General features: G+C 67.7%; 18 protein-coding genes. 13 read left to right on the top strand and 5 right to left on the bottom strand.

The genetic code is table 11. The features are described 5' to 3' along the window. Positions 1-8: 8 nt before the first annotated feature. On the bottom strand, positions 9-1,037 hold the full coding sequence (locus tag Q7V15_RS13825) for a cyclopropane-fatty-acyl-phospholipid synthase family protein (RefSeq protein ID WP_304756292.1): 1,029 nt from the start codon (positions 1,035-1,037) through the stop codon (positions 9-11). A 188-nt stretch (positions 1,038-1,225) separates the two neighbouring features. On the opposite strand from Q7V15_RS13825, the gene Q7V15_RS13820 reads away from it, so the two are divergent. From Q7V15_RS13820 to Q7V15_RS13805, 4 genes are all read left to right on the top strand, one after another. Further along, positions 1,226-2,575 (top strand): NAD(P)/FAD-dependent oxidoreductase, encoded by a 1,350-nt coding sequence (locus Q7V15_RS13820; protein ID WP_304756291.1) that lies wholly within the window; start codon positions 1,226-1,228, stop codon positions 2,573-2,575. Further along, on the top strand, positions 2,572-3,366 hold the full coding sequence (locus tag Q7V15_RS13815) for a DUF1365 domain-containing protein (RefSeq protein WP_304756290.1): 795 nt from the start codon (positions 2,572-2,574) through the stop codon (positions 3,364-3,366). Before Q7V15_RS13820 ends, Q7V15_RS13815 begins: the two co-directional genes overlap by 4 nt. A gap of 187 nt (positions 3,367-3,553) precedes the next feature. Then, positions 3,554-5,398: an ABC transporter ATP-binding protein gene (locus Q7V15_RS13810; RefSeq protein ID WP_304756289.1), complete on the top strand. Its 1,845-nt coding sequence runs from the start codon at positions 3,554-3,556 to the stop codon at positions 5,396-5,398. Beyond that, on the top strand, positions 5,395-7,278 hold the full coding sequence (locus tag Q7V15_RS13805) for an ABC transporter ATP-binding protein (protein WP_304756288.1): 1,884 nt from the start codon (positions 5,395-5,397) through the stop codon (positions 7,276-7,278). Before Q7V15_RS13810 ends, Q7V15_RS13805 begins: the two co-directional genes overlap by 4 nt. A 10-nt stretch (positions 7,279-7,288) precedes the next feature. Here the strand turns inward: Q7V15_RS13805 and Q7V15_RS13800 are convergent, their stop codons facing one another. Further along, positions 7,289-7,762, bottom strand: coding sequence for a helix-turn-helix domain-containing protein (locus Q7V15_RS13800; RefSeq protein ID WP_304756287.1), 474 nt, complete (start codon positions 7,760-7,762; stop codon positions 7,289-7,291). A 91-nt stretch (positions 7,763-7,853) separates the two neighbouring features. On the opposite strand from Q7V15_RS13800, the gene Q7V15_RS13795 reads away from it, so the two are divergent. The 9 genes from Q7V15_RS13795 to Q7V15_RS13755 all read left to right on the top strand — a co-directional run bounded on the left by Q7V15_RS13795 (position 7,854) and on the right by Q7V15_RS13755 (position 16,555). Then, positions 7,854-8,594 (top strand): SDR family NAD(P)-dependent oxidoreductase, encoded by a 741-nt coding sequence (locus Q7V15_RS13795; RefSeq protein ID WP_304756286.1) that lies wholly within the window; start codon positions 7,854-7,856, stop codon positions 8,592-8,594. Between the two features lie 17 nt (positions 8,595-8,611). Then, complete coding sequence (locus Q7V15_RS13790; RefSeq protein ID WP_304756333.1) at positions 8,612-9,214, top strand: 2-hydroxychromene-2-carboxylate isomerase; 603 nt, start codon at positions 8,612-8,614, stop codon at positions 9,212-9,214. A gap of 85 nt (positions 9,215-9,299) precedes the next feature. After that, complete coding sequence (locus Q7V15_RS13785) at positions 9,300-9,989, top strand: LemA family protein (protein ID WP_304756285.1); 690 nt, start codon at positions 9,300-9,302, stop codon at positions 9,987-9,989. After that, the gene (locus Q7V15_RS13780; protein WP_304756284.1) at positions 9,986-10,789 is read left to right on the top strand and encodes a YgcG family protein; all 804 of its coding nucleotides are present in this window, start codon (positions 9,986-9,988) and stop codon (positions 10,787-10,789) included. The genes Q7V15_RS13785 and Q7V15_RS13780 overlap by 4 nt, the downstream gene beginning before the upstream one ends. Position 10,790: 1 nt before the next feature. Next, the gene (locus Q7V15_RS13775; RefSeq protein WP_304756283.1) at positions 10,791-11,486 is read left to right on the top strand and encodes a TPM domain-containing protein; all 696 of its coding nucleotides are present in this window, start codon (positions 10,791-10,793) and stop codon (positions 11,484-11,486) included. 138 nt (positions 11,487-11,624) lie between these two features. After that, positions 11,625-12,086 (top strand): (2Fe-2S)-binding protein, encoded by a 462-nt coding sequence (locus Q7V15_RS13770; protein WP_304756282.1) that lies wholly within the window; start codon positions 11,625-11,627, stop codon positions 12,084-12,086. Between the two features lie 5 nt (positions 12,087-12,091). Beyond that, complete coding sequence (locus Q7V15_RS13765) at positions 12,092-14,278, top strand: xanthine dehydrogenase family protein molybdopterin-binding subunit (RefSeq protein ID WP_304756281.1); 2,187 nt, start codon at positions 12,092-12,094, stop codon at positions 14,276-14,278. A gap of 152 nt (positions 14,279-14,430) precedes the next feature. Further along, positions 14,431-15,582: a hypothetical protein gene (locus Q7V15_RS13760; protein WP_304756280.1), complete on the top strand. Its 1,152-nt coding sequence runs from the start codon at positions 14,431-14,433 to the stop codon at positions 15,580-15,582. A gap of 46 nt (positions 15,583-15,628) precedes the next feature. Next, complete coding sequence (locus tag Q7V15_RS13755; RefSeq protein ID WP_304756279.1) at positions 15,629-16,555, top strand: hypothetical protein; 927 nt, start codon at positions 15,629-15,631, stop codon at positions 16,553-16,555. A 7-nt stretch (positions 16,556-16,562) separates the two neighbouring features. Here the strand turns inward: Q7V15_RS13755 and Q7V15_RS13750 are convergent, their stop codons facing one another. The 3 genes from Q7V15_RS13750 to Q7V15_RS13740 all read right to left on the bottom strand — a co-directional run bounded on the left by Q7V15_RS13750 (position 16,563) and on the right by Q7V15_RS13740 (position 19,981). Continuing rightward, positions 16,563-17,945, bottom strand: a complete 1,383-nt coding sequence (locus Q7V15_RS13750) for a VWA domain-containing protein (RefSeq protein ID WP_304756278.1) — start codon at positions 17,943-17,945, stop codon at positions 16,563-16,565. Positions 17,946-17,955: 10 nt separating this feature from the next. Further along, positions 17,956-18,891, bottom strand: a complete 936-nt coding sequence (locus Q7V15_RS13745) for a MoxR family ATPase (RefSeq protein ID WP_304756277.1) — start codon at positions 18,889-18,891, stop codon at positions 17,956-17,958. Positions 18,892-19,042: 151 nt separating this feature from the next. Then, on the bottom strand, positions 19,043-19,981 hold the full coding sequence (locus Q7V15_RS13740) for an alpha/beta fold hydrolase (protein WP_304756276.1): 939 nt from the start codon (positions 19,979-19,981) through the stop codon (positions 19,043-19,045). Positions 19,982-20,033 lie beyond the last annotated feature (52 nt).

The following is a 20,033-nucleotide window of genomic DNA, read 5'->3' as shown; positions in this document are numbered from 1 at the left end:
CTATTCCTTCAGGGGACCGGCTTGAGACGATAGTGGCTGACACCCCACTCCTCTCCGCCGTGGTGGCCGAACAGGCCCGCCGTCGCCAGGAAGAACAGTCGCCAACGCCGTCGCCAAAGGGGCGCAGCCTCACCATAGACCTCCCGCAGAACGTCGCGGATGGCCGCGTCGTTGCGGTCGAAATTGGCCAGCCAGTCGAGCGCGGTGCGCTCGTAGTGGCGCCCCGACCATCGCCAGTCGGCTTCCACCTCGAACAGGTCGGGGAACTGGGCCATCAGGCCATGGCTCGGCATGACGCCTCCGGAAAAGAAGTGCTGGCCGATCCAGTCGGATTCGTCCTCGACGTCGAACCGGTAAGGGGTGGTGCGGTGGGTGAAGACATGGATGAAGGCCCGGCCATCGGGCTTCAGCCAGCCGCGCACCTGGCCAAGCAGGGCGCGCCAGTTGGCCATGTGCTCGAACATCTCCACCGATACCACCCGGTCGAAACGCCCCGGTGCTTCGAAGGTGTTCATGTCGGCGGTGAGCACTGTCACATTGGTCAGGCCGGCGGCCCGGGCCTGTTCGCGGATATAGGCCCCCTGGCTTGCGGAATTGGAGACCGCGGTGATCTTCGCGCCCGGCAGGGCGCGGGCCATCCACAGCGTCAGAGATCCCCAGCCACAGCCCAGCTCCAGGATCTCCTGCCCGTCAGCAAGTCCGGCGTGCTCGGCGGTTTCGGAAAGCGCGTTCTCCTCGGCCGCGCCCAGATCCTCGACGCCGGGATCATAGAGGCTGCTGGAATATTTCAGCTGCGGGCCCAGCACCTTCTGAAAGAAGGCCGCCGGCAGCTCATAGTGCTGCTCATTGGCCGCGGTGGTGTGTTCGGCGATGGGCCGTGCGGCCATCTCCCGGGCGAAGGCGGCCTCGGCCTGGGGGCCGGCCTTGCCCAGTTGCCGCCGGGCGTTGGACACCAGCAGTTCGATGGCCGCCCGGCGCATCAGGTCTGGCGCCGGCGCGCCCTCGAAGGCCTGAATGGCCGAACCCACGAAGCTCATGACGGCAGGATCCTTTCCAGTCGCCGGGACGCACGCCCAGCCTGTCGATTCCTGTCAGACTACGCACGCGCTCGTCGTTCGGATGCGTCGGCCTGAGGCTGCATCCGCCCCATGACTCGCCCCGTACAGCTTGAGGTCGGAGCCGGATCAGCGCTCCGCTGGTCGATCAGAAAAACTAAGGAGCTCCCGTGGGCGCAGAGAACAGTTCCAGGCCGTTGCGGATCGCCGTCATCGGCGCCGGCGTCTCAGGTCTCTCCGCAGCCTGGCTTCTCGGCTCCCGCCACAAGGTGACCCTGTTCGAGGGCGACAACCGCCTGGGCGGCCACGCCAACACCGTCGAGGCCCCGGGCGCCTCCGAGGGGACCGTGCCGGTGGACACCGGCTTCATCGTCTATAACGAAGACAACTATCCGAACTTCACCGCCCTCCTGCGGCATCTGGACGTGGCCACCGTGGAAGCCGACATGGCGCTCAGCGTCTCTCTGGATGATGGGGCGTTTGAATATTCCTCCGGCTCGCTGTTCGCCCAGAAGCGCAACTTCTTCAGCGCCCGATACTGGGGGATGCTGCGGGACGTGACCCGGTTCTATCGCCACGGCCCCCGGGACCTCGCGGCCCTTGAGGCGCCCCTCACCAGTCTCGACGACTACCTGAAGCAGAAGGGCTACTGCCAGGCTTTCCGGGATGATCATCTGCTGCCCCAGGCGGCGGCCATCTGGTCGACCCCGCTGGGCGCCATCGGCGCCTATCCGGCCGCCGCCCTCATCCGCTTCTTCCAGAACCACGGCATGATGAGCGTCTTCGGCCGCGGTCTCTGGCGCACGGTGAAGGGGGGCAGTCGCACCTATGTGGAACGGCTTAGCGCGGCCTTCCAGGGCGAGATCCGCGCCGGGGTTCGGGTGGTGGGCGTGCGACGGGATGCTGGTGGGGTCGATATCCGTCTGGCGGGCGGCCAGGTGGAGCGGTTCGACGAGGTGGTGATCGCCACCCACGGGGATCAGGCGCTCGCCCTGCTGGAAGACCCCGGCGTCGAAGAGACCCGACTGCTCTCAGCCTTCCGCTACAGCCGCAACCTGACGGTGCTGCACACGGATCAGGCCCTGATGCCCCGGCGTCGGGCGGCCTGGACCAGCTGGAACCATATCGGCCGCCGCGGTTCGGCCGAGGAGGGCTGCGTCACCTACTGGATGAACAAGCTGCAGAGCCTGCCGGCCAAGCCGGAGCTTTTCGTCACCCTCAACCCCACCCGTGAGATCGCCCCGGAGGCGGTGATCCGCACGGAGGTCTACGAGCACCCCCTGTTCGACGCCGGCGCCCTGGCCGCCCAGGATGAGCTTTGGTCCCTGCAAGGCGCCAACCGGACCTGGTTCTGCGGCTCCTATTTCGGCCACGGCTTCCATGAGGATGGGCTGCAGTCGGGCCTGGCGGTGGCCGAACAGCTGGGCGGCGTCCGGCGTCCCTGGTCGGTGGCGGGCGAATCCAGCCGCATCCGGCTGGGCGACCCACCGGCGCAGGTCCCAGCCGAGGCGGCCGCGTGAGCCAGCCGGCCTCAGGCCTCTATCTCGGCCGCGTCGTCCATGGACGGACACGGCCCCGGGCGCATGCCTTGAGCTATCGCATCTTCATGCTGCTCGTGGACCTCGACGAGGGGCCTGACCTGGCCCGGGACTTGCGCCTCTTGGGGTTTGACGCCCCGGGCCTGCTGAGTTTTCACGGCGCTGACCATGGAGATGGCTCCGACCGCCCCCTGAAGGCGCAGGTGGAGGCCCACCTGGCGGCGGCAGGCCTGGAGAGCAGCGGACCTGTGCGCCTGCTCTGTATGCCGCGGATTCTGGGCGCGGTGTTCAACCCGATCAGCGTCTATTTCTGCCACCGCGGGGACGGAAGCCTCAGCGCCATCCTCTATGAGGTGAACAACACCTTTGGCGACCGCCACAGCTATCTGATCCCGGCGCCGCTCGATGCGGCCGGTGCGATGGTTCGCCAGGCGACGGACAAGGTCTTCTATGTCTCTCCCTTCATGGACATGGCCCTCAGCTACGCCTTCACGATCCGGCCGCCGGGGGCGAAGGTGGCGGTGAACATCACGGTGTCCGACGGGGCAGGCCCGCTGCTTTCGGCCAGCTTCGCGGGCGACCGCCGCCCGCTCAGCGACCAGGCCCTGCTGCGCGCCTGGCTCACCCATCCCTGGATGACCCTTGGGGTCATGGGCGCCATCCACTGGGAAGCTCTGAAGATCTGGCTGAAGGGCGAACGGTTGCGGCCGCGCCCCCAGGCGCCGGAACATCCAGTGACCGTGGCGCCACAGGCGCAACCTCAGGGCGCCTGACGCAACTTGTCGGGTCAATCCGGCGCCCCGGGCGGGGACGGATGTCACGTAGGCTGACTATTTGGCGGCGGCGTCAAAAGACGGTGGCGCGACCCCTGGTGGCGCCGCATGATGGCGTCATACCAAGATTGGACATTTTCAGATGAGTGATTCACGCCCCTCCCCCAGGGAAGCGGCGGCGGATTCTGTGTCGATTGACGTCTCGGCCATGCCCCGGGTCCTGCGCAGAATCATGGGATTGGCCCTGCGCTATCCGGGCCTGGTCGCCCTGGCCGTCGGCTGCTCCATCGGCGCAGCCCTGTTCAGCCTCACCCTGCCCCGGCTGTTTGGCCAGGCGGTGGATCAGGCCCACCTGCTGCTGGCCAGCGAGAACGCCAGCGTCGACGATGTGCAGAGCGCCCTGGTCACCACCGCCCTGCTCGTCCTGGGCGCCGCCAGCCTGCGGGGCCTGCTCACCGGCTATGGGGGCTATGTGGCTGAAAAGGTCAGCCAGAAGGTGGCCTATGACCTGAGGCTCGCCTTTTTCCAGCAGCTCCAGCGCCTCTCCTTCGGCTTTCACGACAAGATCCATTCCGGCGACCTGGTGACCCGGGGCATGCTAGACCTGGAGGGCACGCGAGCCTTCATCCAGGGCGGGATGATGCAGACCCTGACGCTCGTCATGCTGCTGTCGGTCTCGGCCTTCATGATGTTCTCCACCGACGTGACCATGGCCTTCCTGGCGCTGGCCTTCGTGCCGATCGCCGGCTGGTTCCTGGCGCGGATGGGCTTTCTGCTGCGGGTGACCTGGCTGCGGGTCCAGCAGCTGATGTCGGTCCTGACGCTGACCATGGAGGAGAACCTCCAGGGCATCCGGGTGGTGCGCGCCTTCTCGGCCAAGGCCTTCGAGATGGCCAAATTCGACGTCGCCGCCGACAACGCCCTGCAGTATTCGTTCAAGCGCATCACCCTGCGCTTCCGCGCCATCACCGCCATGACGCTCAGCTATTACGGCTCCATGGCCCTGCTGCTCTGGTATGGCGGCCATCAGGTGATCGCCGGCGCCATGTCGGTGGGCCGGCTCACCGAATTCCTCACCTACATGACCCTGTTGCAGGCCCCGATCCGGCAGATCGCCATGATCTTCGCCTCGGCTGCTCGGGCCACCTCGTCCGGCGGCCGGGTGTTTGAGGTGCTCGACCTGGAGCCCGAGATCGCCGATGCGCCCGGCGCCCAGCCGCTGGCCCCGACCCAGGGGATCCTGCGCTTCGAGCATGTGGACTTTTCCTATGACGAGGGCCGCCCGGTGCTCAGCGATGTCAGCTTCGAGGTCCGGCCCGGCCAGACCCTGGGCGTCGTCGGCGCGCCGGGCAGTGGCAAGTCGACCATCGCCAACCTGATCCCCCGCTTCTACGACGTCACCGGCGGTAGGATCACCATTGATGGCCAGGACATCCGCGAGGTCAGCCTGGCCTCCCTGCGGGAATATGTCGGCCTGGTGCAGCAGGAGGCCTTCCTGTTCGACACCACGGTGACCAACAATGTCGCCTATGCCGATCCCTGGGCCGAGGAGGACCGCATCGTCGGCGCCGCCCGCACCGCCCAGCTGCACGACTATATCGCCGGCCTGCCCGTCGGCTACACGACCCGGGTCGGCGAGCGGGGCGTGGCCCTGTCCGGCGGCCAGCGCCAGCGGATGTCCATCGCCCGCGGCGTGGTGCCGGGTCCGGGCGTGATGATCTTCGACGACTCCACCGCGGCCATCGACGCGGTGACCGAGCGCAAGGTCCGCGACGCCCTGGCCAGCGCCACCAAGGCCAAGGCGACCGTGATCATCGCCCACCGCCTGTCCTCCCTCATGCACGCCGATCAGATCATCGTGCTGGACGAGGGCCGGGTCGTGGAGCGGGGCGACCACCAGAGCCTGGTGGCCGCCGGCGGCGTCTATGCCGACCTCTACGCCCTGCAGACCCGGGCCGATGGCGGCGCCCTGACGGAGGATCCGCCCCCTGACGCGCTCGCCGCCAATCAGACCGAAGGGGTGCGGGCATGAGCGACTTTGTCTTCGACCGCGGAACCGACGTCGCCTCTCAGACGCCGCGCAAGGCCCGGGCGACGCTCGGCAGCGACGACGCCGAGGAGATCTTCGCTTCGATCAATCCGAAGATCCTCGGCCGCTTCGTCCACTATCTGAAGCCGCACAAGGCCTTCGTCATCGGCGCCCAGATCGCCGTGCTGATCTCGGCGGCCACGGCCATCGCCATCCCCTACATGATCGGCCAGGCGGTGAACGCAGCGGTCGGCGGCGGCGATGACGCCCGCCTCGACACCATCATCGCCATCTTCGTGGGCGTGGTGATCCTCAACGCGGCCGCCTTCTTCCTCGAGCAGTGGATGAGCTCGCGGCTGGCCCAGCGGGTCATTTTCGATGTCCGCCGCTCCATGTTCAGCCACTTCCAGGACGTGTCCCTGTCCTTCATGGACAAGACCCATGTGGGCCGGATCATGGCCAGGCTTCAGGGCGACGTGAACGCCCTGCAGGAGTTCCTGGAGAGCACCACAGGCGCTGTCGGCGACATCGCGCTCTTGATTGGCATCACCGTCGCCCTGCTCAGCATGGACCTGCAGCTGGGCCTGCTGACCCTGACCGTGATCCCGGCCCTGATCGTGGTCCGGGCCATCTGGCTGCCCTTCTCCAAGAAGACGTTCCGGGAAGCCCGGGACGCCTCCTCCACCGCCAACAGCGCGCTGGCCGAGAACATCCAAGGCGTCCGCACGGTCCAGGAGAGCCGCCGCGAGGCGATGAACTTCAAGCTCTATGAGGAGAAGGCCCGGGAGAACATGACCGCCCAGAACGGCTCGGCGGCCATGACCCAGGTGATGGTCCCCACGGTCGACGTCCTGACCGGCCTGGCCATGGGCATCGTCATCGTGGTCGGCGGTAACGCCGTCCTGGGCGGACGCCTGGATGTGGGCGTCATGGTCGCCTTCATCTTCTATGTGCAGCGCTTCTTCGATCCGGTCCGCATGCTGTCCATGCAGTACACCATCATGCAGCGGGCCATGGCGGCCGGTCACCGCATCTTCGAGGTGCTGGATGTGCCGGTGACCATCGTCGACAAGCCCGGCGCCGAGCCCCTGGCCGACTTCGAGCCGACGGTGGAGTTCCGCGATGTCACCTTCGGCTATGACCCGGCCCGCCCCGTCCTGCACAATGTGAGCTTCGAGGTGCAGCCCCGCCAGGTGGTCGCCCTGGTCGGCCCCACCGGCTCGGGCAAGACCAGCATCATTGCGCTCGCCCACCGCTTCTATGAGGTGGACCAGGGCCAGGTGCTGATCGGCGGCCGCGACGTGCGCGACGTGACCCTGGAGTCCCTCGGCCGCAATATCGGCATGGTGCTGCAGGAGCCCTTCCTGTTCAGCGGCACCATCGAGGAGAACATCCGCTACAACACTGAGGGCGCCACCCGGGAGGACGTGATCTCGGCGGCCAGGTCGGTCTCGGCCCACGACTTCATCATGCGTCTGCCCGAGGGCTACGACACCCAGCTCGGCCAGCGAGGGCGCAACATCTCGCTCGGCCAGCGGCAGCTGTTGTCCTTCGCCCGCGCCCTGGTCGCCGACCCGCAGATCCTGATCCTCGATGAGGCCACGGCCAATATCGACTCTTTCACCGAACAGGCGATCCAGAAGGCGCTGAAGGTGCTGTTCGCAGGGCGCACTTGCATCGTCATCGCCCACCGGCTGGCCACCATCCGCGACGCCGACAAGATCATCGTCCTCCAGCAGGGCCACATCCTGGAGCAGGGACCCCATGACGTGCTGATGGCCAACCAGGGGCTCTATTCCCGGCTCTATACCTCAGCCCACGCCTCCTTCGACGACGCCCAGGTGGCGGCCACCGGCGATGCGGAGTTCGCCACGCGGACCTGAGGGCGGATGCTCAGGCGACCGGCTTGGCCTCTGGGGCCACGCCGGGTCCTGGCCGCGCCTCCACGTCGCGGGCGGTGACGGGCTCGCCGCATTCGGAACAGACCTGGACGGCGTGGAAGTCGCAGCCGCAGCCCTTGTGGCGCCGCAGGATCGGCGGGCCGACCGCGCCAGCATAGTGGCGGTCGCCCCAATCGACGAGGGCCATGATCACCGGATGCAGGTCGAGGCCCTTGTCGGTCAGGCGGTATTCGTGGCGCACCGGCCGGTCCTGATAGGGGCGACGCTCCAGGACGCCTTCGGCGACCAGCAGGTTCAGCCGTTCGGTGACGATGCTGCGGGAAATGCCGAGCCTGGCTTGGAAGGCCTCGAACCGTCGGACGCCCAGAAAGACGTCGCGCAGGATCATCAGGGTCCAGCGGTCGCCGATCACCGCCAGGGACCGCGCCACCGAACAGGGCTCGCGGGCCAGATCATCCCATTTCATCGCGCGCCGCCTCCAGTCGCTGAGCCATGATGCGATTGACTCCATCCAGATTCAATACGAACCTAAGTTCAGATAATGAACGGAGTAGCCCATGGCCGATGAACCGAGAGGCGCTTGTGTCGTCATTGGCGCCGGGGACGGGGTCGGCGGGGCGATCGCCAAGGCCTTCGCCGCCGAGGGCCTCGTGGCCTGTGTGACGCGGCGGCCCCGCAACGGCGACCAGCTCCAGAGCCTGGCCGATGAGATCATCGCCGCTGGCGGCCAGGCTAGGGCCTATGGGGTCGACGCCCGGGACGAGGCGGAGATGGCTGCCCTGTTCGACCGCATCGAGGCCGAGGTCGGTCCCATCGAGGTGGTGGTGTTCAACATCGGGGCCAATGTCCGCTTCCCCATCCTGGAGACCACCAGCCGCGTCTTCACCAAGGTCTGGGAGATGGCCTGTTTCGCAGGCTTCCTCACCGCCCGCGAGGCCGCCCGGGTGATGACGCCCCGGGGACGCGGGACGATCCTGTTCACCGGCGCCACGGCCTCGGTCCGCGGTCGCGAGGGGTTCGCCGCCTTCGCCGCGGCCAAGCATGGCCTGCGCGCCATCGCCCAGAGCCTGGCCCGGGAACTGGGGCCTCAGGGGATCCATGTGGCCCATGTGGTGGTGGACGGCGCCATCGATGGCGTCTTCAGTCGCGCGAACATGTCCGACATCGAGCAGCGCCTGGCCGATGATCGTGTGCTCAAGCCCGCCGATATCGCCGCCACCTATGTGGCCCTGCACCGCCAGGCCCGTTCGGCCTGGACCCACGAGCTTGATATTCGTCCGTGGACGGAGACCTGGTGAGCAAGGAGAGAGCGCCGATGGCCGCCACCCTGGAATTCCTGTTCGATTTCGGCAGTCCCAACGCCTACCTGTCCTGGAAGGCCCTGGCGCCCATCCTGGCGCGCACCGGGGCGAAGCTGGAGGTGAGGCCGGTCCTTCTGGGCGGGCTGTTCAAGCTGACCAACAACCGCTCGCCCATGGAGGCGTTCGGCGAGGTCAAGGGCAAGCTCGCCTATGAGAACCTGGAGACGAAGCGCTTCGTCGCCCGCCATGGCCTCGCCGCCTTCCAGATGAACCCGCACTTTCCGGTCAACACCCTGCTGATCATGCGCGGCCTGGTCGCCGCCCGGCGAGCCGGCGTTGAGGCCCCCTATATGGAAGCCGTGCTGGCGGCCATGTGGGAGCAGGGGCGCAAGATGGACGACCCGGCCGTGGTCGCCGAGGTCCTCTCCGCTGCGGGCCTGGACGCCCAGGCCCTGCTGGCGGCCACCCAGGATCCGGAGGTCAAGGCCGAGCTGATGGCTGCGACCGAAGCCGCCGCCGCCCGGGGCGCCTTCGGCATCCCCACCTTCTTTGTGGGCCAGGAGATGTTCTTCGGAAAGGACCGCCTGGACCAGGTGGAGGAGGCGCTCAGCGCCTGAGACGCGCGCCCCCCATTGCGTCAGGTCAAGGCGCAGCCCACATTCGCGGCGAAACTGCGCCATCGCCGCTTTGGAGCGCCCCGCCTTGTCCAGACTGTTCGCCCGCCTCGCCCGCGCCGCCGTCCTGATCGCCGTCCCGCTGGCGCTTGCCGGCTGCGGCATCAACACCATTCCCACCAAGGATGAGCGGGCCAAGGCCGCCTGGGCCGAGGTCCAGAACCAGTATCAGCGCCGCTCGGACCTGATCCCCAACCTGGTCTCCACCGTCCAGGGCTTCGCCGCCCAGGAACGTGAGGTCCTGGTGGCCGTCACCGAGGCCCGCGCCTCGGCCACCCAGGTGCAGGTCAATGCCGACACCATCACCGATCCCGAGCAGTTCCAACGGTTCGCCCAAGCCCAGAACCAGCTGTCGGGGGTGCTTGGCCGGCTGATGATGATCCAGGAGCGCTATCCGGAGCTGAAGTCCAACCAGAACTTCCTGGCCCTGCAGAGCCAGCTGGAGGGCACCGAGAACCGCATCGCCATCGCCCGGCGCGACTACAATGAGGCCGTGCGCGACTACAACACCGAGATCCGCACCTTCCCGGGCGCCATCTGGGCCAACACCGTCCATGGCTGGGCAGAGCCCATGCAGACCTTCGAAGCCGCCGCCTCGGCCCAGACCGCGCCGACGGTGACCTTCGAACAGCCCGCAGCGCCGGCGCCTGCGCCCCTGCCGGCCCCTGCGCCAGCCCCGCTTCCGGCGCCTGCGGTTGAGCCTGCGCCCGCCCAATGAGGTCGTTCGGCGCCGCCTGCGCCCTGGCCATCGGTCTCGTCCTGGCGCTTGCCGGGACGGGACACGCCCAGACCGCGCCCAGCTTTCCGGCGCTGAGCGGCCGCGTCGTCGACGGCGCGAACATGCTCTCGCCGCAGACCGAGGCCCAGCTCACCGAACAGCTCGCCGCCCTGGAGACCGCCAGCGGCCGCCAGCTGGTGGTGGTCACCCTGGCCGATCTGCAGGGCTATGAGATCGAGGACTTCGGCTATCAGCTGGGCCGCCACTGGGGGATCGGCGAGGCCGAGACCGACTCCGGCGCCCTGTTCATCGTCGCCCCCAACCAGCGCAAGGTCCGCATCGAGGTGGGCTATGGCCTGGAGCCGATCCTCACCGACGCGCTCTCCTCCACCATCCTGCAGGCCGTGGTCCTGCCGCAGTTCCGCGCCGGCGAGATGGAGGCCGGCGTCATCGCCGGAACCCAGGCCATCATCGACCAACTGGCCCTGCCGGAGGACGAGGCCCTGGCCCGCGCCGCGGCGGCGGCCGAACAGTCCCATGGGGAAGAGGGCCTGACCGCCCCGATCATCTTTGTCCTGTTCATCGTGCTCTGGATCATCGGCGGCTTCATGGGCGCCTTCGGGCGGGGTCGCGGACGCCGCGGCCGGGGCTCCAGCCTCTGGTGGCTCCTGCCTCTGCTGATCTCCAGCAGCAGCGGTCGTGGCGGCGGCGGCTTCGGGGGTGGCGGCGGCTTTGGCGGCGGGGGCTTCTCCGGCGGCGGCGGCGGTTTCGGCGGCGGCGGATCCTCGGGGAGCTGGTGAGATGCTGAACGATCAGGAAACCCAGGCGGTCAAGGCCGCCGTCCGCGCCGCTGAGACCCGCACCCGCGGCGAGCTCTATTGCGTCATCGCCGAGGAGTCCTCGGACTATCGCGAGACCCCCTTCCTGTGGGCCGGGCTCACGGCCCTGGCTGCGCCGGCCATCCTGCTGCTGGCCGGCGTCCAGGTCTCGGTGCCCGACGCCTTCGCCCCCTGGACCGCGGCCCAGGCCGGGGCGGCGGTGGAGCTGGCCGTGCGCGGCGCCCTGACCACCACGCTCGTGCTGCAGGCGGTGCTGTTCATCCTGGTGGCGGTGATTGGCTCTGTGGGCCCCGTGCGCCGTTTCATGACGCCTCGCAGCGTCAAACTCGACCGCACCCGCCGTCACGCCCAGGAGCTGTTCCTGGCCCGCAACCTGCACCAGACCCGGGAGCGCACCGGGGTGCTGATCTTCGTCTCCCTGGCCGAGCATGGGGTTGAGCTGATCGCTGACGAGGGCGTCGCCGCGGTGGTCGACCAGAGTCGCTGGGACGCCGCCATCGCCGCCCTGGTGGCGCAGGCCAAGGCCGGGCGCACGGCTGACGGCCTGGTGGCCGCCGTCACCCAGGTGGGCGATATCCTGGCCGAGCACTTCCCCGCCGACCCCACCGACAACCCCAACGAGCTGCCTGACGCGGTGATCCTGATCCCCCGCCTCTAGAGCGCGTTCCGAAAAGCGGGCGCCGGCTGTCGGATGAAACGCGCGCAAGGCTAGAGCGCAAATTCGAACAGCCGTTTACCTGCAGGCCCGGCGCCCGTACTCTTGGTATCTGAGGAAACCAGAACAGGGGAACGGGGCATGGCCTACCAGCTCAACGTCAACGGCAAGGCGATGACCGCCGATGTCGAGCCCGACACCCCACTCCTGTGGGTGCTGCGCGACACCCTCGGCCTGGTGGGGACCAAGTATGGCTGCGGGATCGCCCAGTGCGGCGCCTGCACCGTCCATGCTGACGGCGCCCCCATCCGCGCCTGCATGACCCCCATCGAGGTCATCGGCGACGCCAAGATCACCACCATCGAGGGCGCCAGCGCGCTGCCGGTCGGCGCCCGGGTCCAGAAGGCCTGGAGCGAGCTGGACGTGGCCCAGTGCGGCTACTGCCAGCCGGGCCAGATCATGTCGGCCACGGCGCTCCTGTCCCAGAACCCGAGCCCCACCGACGACGATATCGACGCGGCCATGGCGGGGAATATCTGCCGTTGCGCCACCTATGTTCGCATCCGCGCCGCCATCAAGCGCGCCGCCGGCCAGGAGGCCTGAAGACCATGGGCGTCATCTCCAACATCACTGAAGGCTTCTCCCCCTCCCGCCGGGCCGTGCTGGCCTCGGGCGCCGCGGGCGGCCTGGTCCTGGCCTTCTCCTTCGCGGGCAAGGGCGCAGCGGCCGATAGTCTCGCCAAGCTCAACGCCTATGTGCAGATCGCCCCGGACGGCATCGTCACCATCGTCTCGAAGAACCCGGAGATCGGCCAGGGCATCAAGACCTCCCTGCCCATGCTGATCGCCGAGGAGCTGGACGTGGACTGGGCCAATGTCCGCACGGTCCAGGCCGGCAATGATCCGGTCGCCTATGGCCGCCAGTTCGCCGGCGGCTCCATGGCCACCCCCCTGCACTGGGACCAGCTGCGCCAGGTGGGCGCCGCCGGCCGGGCCATGCTGATGGCGGCGGCGGCCGCCGACTGGGGCGTGGACGCCGCCAGCCTGACCACTGAGCCGGGCGTCGTGGTTCACGCCGCCAGCCGCCGCCGGGCGACCTATGGGTCGCTCGCCGCCAAGGCCGCCGCCCAGACCGCGCCGGAGCTGTCGAGCCTCAAGCTCAAGGACGCCTCGGCCTACCGCATCATCGGTCAGCCGATTCCGCAGGTGGACACCGCCGCCATCGTCACCGGACAGCCCCTGTTCGGCATCGATATGCGCCTGCCGGGCATGCTCTACGCCGCCTACGCCAAGGCCCCCGTGTTCGGGGCCAAGGTGGCCAGCGTCGACCTCGCCGCCGCGCAAGGGATCAAGGGCGTGCGCAAGGCCTTTGTGGTCGAGGGCGGGACCGAACTCGACGGCCTGCTGCCCGGCGTGGCCGTGGTCGCCGACTCCTGGTGGGCGGCTGAGAAGGCCCGGCAGGCTCTGAATATTCAGTGGGCCGATCATCCCACCTCCAGCCAGTCGACGCCGGGCTATGCCGGCCAGGCTCGCAGCCTCACGGCGGCCAAGGGCGGCAAGACCCTGCGCAGCGACGGCGATGTGGAGGCCGCGCTGGCGGCCTCAGCCAAGACGGTGGAGGCCGACTACTTCTATCCCTTCCTGTCCCACGCCACCCTGGAGCCGCAGAACTGCACGGCCCACTTCCATCACGGCAAGATGGAGATCTGGGCCCCGACCCAGCTGCCCGAACCCGGCCGCCAGCTGGTGGCCACGACGCTCGGCATCGCGCCGGAAAATGTCATCGTCCACATGACCCGCTCAGGCGGCGGCTTCGGTCGCCGGCTGATGAACGACTACATGGTCGAGGCCGCCTGGATCGCCCGGGAGGCCGGCGCCCCGGTCAAGCTGGTCTGGACCCGGGAAGACGACATGCGCCACGACTTCTATCGTCCGGCCGGCTTCCACCACTTCCGCGGCGGGGTCGACGCCTCAGGCAATATCACCGCCTGGGCCAATCACTTCGTCACCTTCGGCGAGGGCGAGGCCACCGCCCGCAGCGCCGGCATGGCCCCGACCGAATTCCCCGCCCAGTTCCTCGGCAACTACAAACTCGACGTCTCCATGATGCCCCTGGGCGTGCCGACGGGGCCCCTGCGGGCGCCGGGCAGCAACGCCATCGCCTTTGTGGTGCAGTCCTTCATCGACGAGCTGGCCCATGCCGGCGGGGTCGATCCGGTGGAGATGCGCCTGCGCCTGCTCGGCAACGCCGCCGCGGCCGACGGCCAGGGCGGCCTCAACGCCGAACGCATGGCCGGCGTCGTGCGCCTGGCCGCTGAAAAGGCCGGCTGGGGCAAGACCACGCTCGGCCCCCGCCAGGGCCAGGGCATCGCCTTCCACTACAGCCATCTGGGCTATTTCGCCGAGGTGGCCCAGGTGGCGGTCGCTGACGATGGGACGGTGAAGGTGGAGAAGGTCTGGGTCGCCGCCGACGTCGGCCGCCAGATCATCAATCCCGTGGGCGCGCTCAACCAGATCGAAGGCTCGGTGATCGACGGCATCTCGGAGATGTTCGGCGAGATCACCATCAAGGACGGTCAGGTCGAACAGGCCAATTTCGACACCTTCCCCCTGCTGCGCATCCATGACGCCCCGGTGATCGAGACCCACTTCCTCAAGTCCGACAATCCGCCCACGGGCCTCGGCGAACCTGCCCTGCCGCCGGTGGTTCCGGCCGTCACCAACGCCATCTTCGCCGCGACCGGCAAGCGGGTGCGGAGCCTGCCGCTGAAGGCGTCGGAGCTAGCGGCGGGGTAGGGCCCGGCGGCGCGCGAGAGAGATGTTCCTATTTTGTTCTGGACGCTCGTTCTCTTTGTGGCAGGATTAGACCGCTGACGTGCTGAACGCACGCCGAGTGTAAGCCTTCCACACCTTGAGGGACGGCTGGCTGCGCCAGCCGCAGAATGTCCATGTTAACTCAGGCGGTTGCCCTTCGAGAGAAGTTGGCAAAAGTCGAAGCTGCGCGCTTGAATGCGCAAAGAAAGCTCGCCGTAGCGGTTCGAGGATCTCCGACCCTGCGCAAGGCTAGCGCTTTGGCTCAGCAAGGGGCGATGCAGATCGATACGGCCGTGAGGGGGGCGGCAAATGTCATGACCCTCGGAGGCGCGGACCGACTTGCCGCCGGAGCCAATGCGCTCTTCCAGGCGGCAAATGGGGCAGATCTGGGAGAGAGCTTCCGTTCAAACCTTCGGGATGAGCAGACGAGAGGTCGTCTGGACGCCGATCAGCGTCCCATCGCCAAGGGCGTAGGCAATGCAGGCGGCGCTGTCATGGGTGTCGCCGCGACCGCTGCGGCAGCGCCTGCCATGGGCGTTGTCGCCGCCGCCCCTCGACTGGCTGGCGCAGCCGCACTGACAGGCAGAGAAATCGCCGCCATTGTCGGCGGCGGAGGCGTGGCGGGGCTTGGCGTGCAGATTGGCACGGATACCCTACAGGGGCGGACATCGACCGCCGCCGATAGCGTCGGCGCCGCTATAGGCGGTGCCGTCGGCGCAGCGGCGCTGCCGGCAGGCCCGGTCCGCGCTGGTGCATTCGGCGCGGCGGCTACAACAACGGCGCAAGACTATTTGAATGGTCGAACTCCGTCATCGGAGAATGCGGGCCAGGCGGCGGTTCTGGGCGGTGCATTTGGTGGATTCTCTGACGGCTTCGCTCAGCGTTGGTCCAATGGGCTTTCAACGAAGGGGAAGGGGAATCTCGGCGATCTTCTCGGCATCACGCGAAGTAAATTGAATGGAGAGCCCAGGCCATTGGTTGGCTATTGGCCAAGAAATGGTGATGAAGTTCTTGATGCAGAAGATTGGATGCCTATAACAAAAAAACGGGATTTTCTCAATGAAGAAAGAACGCGGTATTGGTATCCGGATGGTGTATCGGAAAACCTGATCCGGTTTGAGGATAAATTTGGTTTTGACGTGCGTCTGACTCCAAATCAGATTTTGGCCCAAGAGCTTCTTGGGGATAAATTTATTCTATATCATACCGTGCCGCCAGACGTGGGCAAAGCCGCTTCTGCTGTTTCGAGTCCTTTCGCACCTCCAGTATTGGATCAAAGAAAGTAATAGCCGTAGACGGCAAACCATGTTCCTGGGGAAAAGGGGGCGACCGATGGGCCTTAAGCTTAGCTGGGTGGCGGTGAAGGCGGAGCGGCGGCAGGCGCTGCTGGAGTGTCTGAGGCTGGAGGTCGCGGGCGAGGTGAGCCAGGAGGTCGGCGTGGGGCTGGTGATGGCTGACCTGCCGTCCGGCTGGCTTGTCCTGGTTGGAAGCGCCTCTGACGATCTGCTGGCCGAACTTCCCCGCGTTTCTGGGGCGTGTGGGGAGGCCCTGGGGGCCGAGATCATCGATACCGCGAGCTTCACCCGGGCGAAGGCGTATCGGGATGGCCAGCTTCAGTGGTTGCTAGCTTCCGCGGAGGACGCAGGCGAACCGATGTCGATGGGCGAGCTGCCCCCCATTCCGCCAGACGCGGATGAATACGAGGCGCCCCTCGTCTTGGCTGAAAGCCTGTGTGGTTATCGTGCGGGGGAGACGGACGGTCTCGAATGGATCAGGCTGGCGCGGCGAGCCACGTCCCGCACGACGCCGCCTGAGACCTCCCTACGCGAAGCCATGCGGGCGGAATTGCTGCCCCTGTTGCAGGATCTCGGCTGGTCATTTCCGCCCCGGCCGGCCATGGCCGAGGCCGGCGTCATCACCCGCGAACTCCATGGCCGACAGCAGTCGATCTGGTTCGGCTACAGCAGCGGCGTAGAGACCTACATCAACGTCCGCTTTCGGAGCCAGGAGGTCAACGATGGCGAGGCGTCCGGCGTATCGGGCGGTGTCGGGCCGCCGCGGGTCAAGCTTTCTTTCTGGCAGAGGTTCAGCTGGAAGCGCCTGGGCGAGGCGACCAGCTATCCCTCACCGTCTACCGACCGGATCGGTGCGGCGATCGCTAAGGCGCGGGAAGAGATCGCCGTGGCCGACGCCTATCTCCGCGGCGGGTTCACCGACAGCCGGATCTACATTTCCCACCGCTGGCCGCGCCGGGACTGACCACCCCTCAGTGCGGGACGTACTGGCGCAGGACGTCTTCGATGATGCGTTCGAGCTGGTCGAGCGTGTTGCAGGTCTTGGCCAGGTGGCAGAAGGGCAGGTAGCGGTTCATGACGCTGTCGCCCTGGTTCCAGTAGCTCTCCGGCTCCGGGTTCAGCCAGATCACCGAACGGGACCGCTCGTGGATGGTGCGCATGATGTCCAGGCGCGGATCGGCATAGTTGGACCGGGCGTCGCCTAAGAAGATCACCGTGGTGTGGCGGTCGAGCTTGTCGAGATGGTTCTCGGCGAAGTCCTGCAGGGCGCGGCCATAGTCGGTCTGCTGGAAGCCGATCAGCTTCAGGACCTCCAGGATCGCCTTGTCCACCCCGTGCTCGTCCAGGATCTGGTTCACCGGGATCATGCGGCCGGAAAAGGCGTAGGCGTCCATCCGGTCGACCACCTCATTGAGGCTGTAGAGGAAGGTCAGCAGGAACTGGGCGGCCGCAGCCACCGACTTGGAGACGTCGCAGATGGCGATGATCTTGGGTTTGTCGACCCGCTCGGTCTTCCAGACGACATTGAACGGCACCCCGCCATAGGCCATCGACTGGCGCAGGGTCCGGCGCACGTCCAGGTGACCCCTGCGGGCCCGGTTGCGGCGACGCGAGTAACGGTCGGCCAGGCGCTTGGCCATCTTGCGCACCAGGGCCTGCATCACCTGCAGGTCGACGGGATCGATGCCGCCCTCGGCGTTCAGCGCCTTTCGGGCCAACAGCTCCTCGCGCAGCTGGCGGCCGCTCTCCGACGCATAGAGGTCATGCTGGCGCTGGACATAGCGCTGGGCTTCGGCCGCCACGATCTTGCGGCCGGCCTCCAGCCGGTCGGCCAGGGCGTTTCCGCCTTCGCCTTCCAGCCTGCGGGCCTGGCTGATGATCTTCTCGATCTCGGCCACGCCCATCTCGTCCAGCAGCCGCCTCGTCAGGCGGCTCTTCTGGGTGGAAAGCCTGATCTCCGAGACCTGGGCGGCCTGGGCGGCGCGTTCCATGGCCTGGCTGAGCGCGGTGGAATCGCCCGCCAGAATGATCTGGGCGAGTTCTGAGCCTGCGGCCTCTTCGGACACGTCTTCCAGCCTCGCCTCGGGCGGCGGGGCCTCGCCCCCCTCCGGCGGCGGGGGCGGTGTGGCGAAGTCGAAGGGATCGCGGGCGAAGAAGTTGTCGAAGGCTCGGTCGAACCGGGCCACCTCGTCCTCGCTCTTGGCGAGCGTCGCGCACAGCGCGTCCTTCAGCAGCTCGCGATCGGCGTAGCCGATGCGGGCCACGGCCTCGTGGGCGTCGATGGACTCAGCCGGCGAGACCTTCACATCGGCGGCCCGAAGGGCGCGGATGAAGTCCTCCATCTGGTGCTGCATGGCGCGGCGCCTACGGTGTCGTCTGGGCCGTCCGCAGCAGTTCGCTCACCTGCGGCTCGACCATCTGAATATCCTGCTCGTATTTCAGGATCACGTTCAGGGTGTCGCGCACCATGGCCGCGTCCAGGCTGTCGGCGTGCATCAGGATCAGCGCCCGGGCCCAGTCCACCGTCTCGGAGATCGAGGGCGATTTGCGCAGGTCCATCTGCCGCAGGGCCTGGACGAAGCCGACCAGCTGGTGGGTCAGGCGTTCTTCGATATTCGGCACCCGGCTGGCGACGATGCGGCGCTCCAGGCTGGCCTCGGGCAGGGGGATGTGCAGGTGCAGACAGCGGCGCTTCAGCGCGTCGCCCAGGTCGCGCACATTGTTGGAGGTCAGGAAGACGATGGGCGGGGTCTTGGCCTTGATGACGCCGAGCTCAGGCACCGAGGCCTGATAGGCCGACAGCACCTCCAGCAGGAAGGCCTCGAAGGCCTCGTCGGACTTGTCGATCTCGTCGATCAGCAGGACGCAGCCATCGTCTTCCCGCAGGGCCTTCATCAGGGGCCGGGGCTCCAGGAAGGGCTCGGAGAAGAACATGTCGCCCATGCCGTGCAGGCGCTCCATGGCCTCGTCCATGCCGGCCGCATCCGCCAGTTCGGCCCCCATGCGGTCCTTGAGGATCTGGGTGTAGAGGAGCTGCTTGCCGTACTTCCACTCGTACAGGGCCTTGGACTCGTCCAGGCCCTCATAGCACTGCATGCGGATCAGCGGCAGGCCGAGCAGGGTGGCGGTCGACAGCGCCAGTTCCGTCTTGCCGACGCCGGCGACCCCTTCCACCAGGATCGGCTTCTGCAGGTGGACCGACATGTAGAGCGCCGTGGCGATACGGCGCGAGGCGATATAGCCGACGCCAGCCAGCCCCTGGACGAGGGCGTCCACCGAGGCGAAGGAATCCGAATCCATCGACGGCGAGGCGTTCGCCGCCTGAGCCAAAATCGTCAAAGTCTCAATCTCTCAAAAATTGGGCCGGCGCTTGAAAAGTGCGGCCCCCTTCGGTGCAATCTGACGATAGTGCCAAGGCCAGAGCCCCAAAGGCAAGCTGCATCGCCTCGGGTCAGGGGGCGTCGGCCAGGAAGTCGGTGATCGCCTTGCGGGCGGCGGGCTCATCCAGGGTGGGGGCGTGGCCAACCCCGTCGATGTCGATCCGGCGCAGCTGCGGGGCCAGGGACTGCATGCGCGCGGCCGTGTCCTCGGCCAGCAGGTCCGACGCCCCGCCACGCACCAGCAGCATCGGCCGGTTGATGGCCAGCGCCATGAACAGGGGCCAGAGGTCGGGACTCGGGGTTCCGGCCGGGGCGGCGGCGAAGGCCTGGGCGATGGCCGGGTCGTAGTCGAGCACCAGCTTGCCGGGCTCGGCCTCCCGCCAGGTGCGCCTGGCGAACCGGTCCCAGTCGGCGTCGGTCAGGTGCGGCTGGGCCGAGCCATTGATCGCCCGGGTCCGCTCGGCGGCCTCGGTCCAGCTGGCGGCGGGACCGCCAGAGCCCACATAGCCGCTGATCCGGGTCAGGCCCTCGGTGGCGATCTCCGGGCCGATGTCGTTGAGGATGGCGCCGGCGATCAGGTCTGGCCGCATCGTCGAGAGCGTCATGGTGATCAGCCCCCCCATCGACGTGCCCAGGAAGATGGCCCGGGCGATCCCGGCCTCGCCCATCAGGCTCGCCACGTCGCCTGCATAGACGGCCGGGTTGTAGTTGGTCGGGTTGGGGTCATAGGCAGAGCGGCCGCGGCCCCGCACGTCCAGGGCCAGGACCCGGCGGCCGGTGGCGGCGATCGCCGGCGCTACATCCTCAAAGTCCCGGGCATTGCGGGTCAGGCCGTGGATGCAGATCACCGGCAGCCGGGCTGGCCCCCCTGCGCCGCCATAGTCCTGGGCCGACAGCCTCAGGCCATCGCTGGAGACCCAGGTGCGCTCGACGCCGGCCGCATCCGTCGCCGCCGGCCGCGGCGTGGCGCCCGCCTGTGGCCCGAACATCTTGGCGAAAAAACCCCGCATGGATCACCTCCCTCTGCGATGAAGGCTCAGCCGATCAGTCCAGGGGCCGCTT

The organism is Phenylobacterium sp. (assembly GCF_030651755.1).
Classification (GTDB): Bacteria; Pseudomonadota; Alphaproteobacteria; order Caulobacterales; family Caulobacteraceae; genus Phenylobacterium.
The sequence above is the reverse complement of the archived record's forward strand: the minus strand, read 5'-3'. Positions and strand labels throughout refer to the sequence as shown.